Here is a 2,753-nt window from a genome sequence, read left to right as displayed (position 1 = left end):
GTACTCAGGTTTGACAACAAACACTGCTCAACTCTCCAACACCAGGTCAAAACCACCTTTCTTGATGACTTCTTCCACTGCGCTATCCAGTTTCGGCTTCAGTTGCTTGAGCATTTCGCGGTCAGCAACGGCTTTGGCTTCGTTCAGCTCTTTGGACTGGAACTGGAAGTCACGGGCCTTTTGCTTGAATTCCAGCTCCAGACGCTCACGCTCGCCTTGCTGCATCTTGTCGCCACCGGCCATCAGACGGTCCTGAATCCCCTTGGCACTGCTTTCCAGGGTCTTCAGTTTGGTCAGTTGAGGACCGAACTTTTTCTCGGCATCCACGGCGTACTTCTTCGCCGAATCGGATTCCAGCAGCGCCATCTGATAGTTCAAGACAGCGATTTTCATGTCGGCAAATGCCGGGCCTGCCACCAGTACGGAGGCCAGGAGAACCAATTGAGTCAACTTACGCACGATGCACTCCTACAAAATCCATTGTCGTTATCTTGGGTCAGACGCTTAGAACGTCTGGCCGAGGGAGAATTGGAACACTTGAGTTTCAGCGTCATCCGGTTTCTTGATCGGCATGGCCAACGCGAAGCTCAGAGGACCCAGTGCGGTGACCCAGGTCACGCCAACACCGACGGAACTGGCCATGTTGCTCAGGCTGATGTCGTTGCACTTGGTGCTGGACTTCGAGCCGTCGGCGTTAACAGTATCTTTGCACTGCGAGTCAAACACGTTACCCACATCCCAGAATACCGAAGTACGCAGGGAACGCTGATCCTTGACGAATGGCAGCGGGAACAGGACTTCGACACCACCCTGAATCAGGACGTTACCACCGAATGGCAGCGGATCCTGATCCGGGTCTGCCAGCGTGCCCGGGTTAGTACCCTTGCTCGGGGTACTGCGCGGACCCAGCGTGCTGTCCTTGAAACCACGAACCGAGTTGAAACCACCAGCATAGTAGTTTTCATAGAACGGCAAGCCGTCGGTCGAACCGTAACCGTCGCCATAACCCAGCTCGGTGTGCAGACGCAGGGTGTAGTTCTCGCTGATCGGCTGGAACAGCTGACCACGGTAATCGAGTTTGTAGAACGACAGGTCGCTACCTGGAATGGTGGTTTCCAGGGTCAGGCTCTGCGAACGACCACGGGTTGGCAATACGCCTTTGTTCAAGGTGGACTCAGACCAGCCGGCCGAGGCCTTGAAGTTCAGGTATTGGTCGCCTTCCTGCTTAACGAAGTCGAAAATCTCGTCAACGGTGTAAGTACCGGTCTTGATCTTGTCTTGCTGCGCGGACAGACCGAAGGTCAGACGCGAAGTCTCGCTGATCGGGTAGCCCACGTTCACGCCGGCACCCAGGCTGTCTACCGCATAGCTTGCTACGTCGACGTCGAGGTCTTTGTAGTCAGTGGTGCGATAAAACGCGTTGTAACCCAGGCTCACGCCATCGGCGGTCCAGTACGGGTCAACGTAGCCGAAGTTGTAGCGGCTCTGGTATTCGCTTCGGGTCAGACCGACGCTGACGCGGTTACCGGTACCGAGGAAGTTGTTCTGGGTGATCGAACCACCGAGGATCAGACCGGCGCTCTGAGCAAAACCAACGCTGGCGGTGATCGAACCGGAAGCCTGCTCTTCAACGCTGTAGTTCACGTCAACCTGGTCATCGACACCCGGAACAGCCGGGGTTTCGACGTTGACTTCTTTAAAGAAGCCCAGACGCTCAAGACGGGTCTTGGACTGGTCGATCAGGTAGGTCGAAGCCCAGCCACCTTCCATCTGACGCATTTCACGACGCAGCACTTCGTCTTCGGACTTGGTGTTGCCACGGAAGTTGATGCGGTTGACGTAGGCACGCTTGCCCGGATCGACAGCAAACAGGATGTCCACGGTGTGGTCATCATCGTGTGGCTGAGGTACGCCGTTGACGTTGGCGAAGGTGTAACCCTCGTTACCCAGACGGCGGGTGATCAGTTCAGAAGTGGTGGTCATCAGCTTGCGCGAGAACACCTGGCCTTTCTGCACCAGCAACAAGGACTTGACCTGATCTTCAGGGACTTTCAGATCACCGCTGAGTTTGACGTCGCGAACGGTGTACTTCTCGCCCTCGGTCACGTTGACGGTGATGTAGACGTGCTTCTTGTCCGGGGTGATGGACACCTGGGTCGAAGCGATGTCCATGTTGATATAGCCGCGGTCCAGGTAGTAGGAACGCAGACGCTCCAGGTCACCGGAGAGTTTTTCACGGGCATATTTGTCATCGTTCTTGAAGAACGACAGCCAGTTGGTGGTTTTCAGCTCGAACAGATCGGTCAGGTCATCCTCAGGGAAAACCGTGTTGCCCACCACGTTGATGTGCTGAATGGCAGCAACGGTGCCTTCGTTGATCTTCACTTTCAGACCGACGCGGTTACGTGGCTGCGATACCACTTCGGTATCGACGGTCGCCGAGTAACGGCCCTGCGCAACGTACTGACGTTGCAGTTCGTTACGCACACCTTCAAGGGTGGCGCGCTGGAAGATCTCGCCTTCGGCCAGACCGGATTGCTTGAGACCTTTCATCAAGTCTTCAGTAGAGATCGCCTTGTTACCTTCGATCTCGATACTGGCGACGGATGGGCGCTCGACAACCGTGATTACCAGAACGTTGCCTTCGCGGCCCAGCTGGATATCTTGAAAGAAACCGGTTTTGAACAACGCACGAGTGGATTCCACCAGGCGACGATCATCCGCCTGCTCGCCGACGTTCAACGGCAAGGCAC

Annotated in this window: 1 protein-coding gene and 1 pseudogene; both read right to left on the bottom strand. The window is 55.8% G+C overall.

The window, feature by feature from the left end; translation table 11 throughout:
• Positions 1 to 459 (bottom strand): annotated as a pseudogene (locus ACIOWE_RS28405) (OmpH family outer membrane protein); the annotation flags it as partial.
• A 45-nt stretch (positions 460 to 504) separates the two neighbouring features.
• Positions 505 to 2,753: outer membrane protein assembly factor BamA (gene bamA, locus ACIOWE_RS28400; RefSeq protein WP_401398199.1), on the bottom strand; the 2,249-nt coding region annotated here is incomplete at its 5' end.

The organism is Pseudomonas sp. NPDC087598 (assembly GCF_044743525.1).
In the GTDB taxonomy this organism is placed as follows: domain Bacteria; phylum Pseudomonadota; class Gammaproteobacteria; order Pseudomonadales; family Pseudomonadaceae; genus Aquipseudomonas.
The sequence above is the reverse complement of the archived record's forward strand: the minus strand, read 5'-3'. Positions and strand labels throughout refer to the sequence as shown.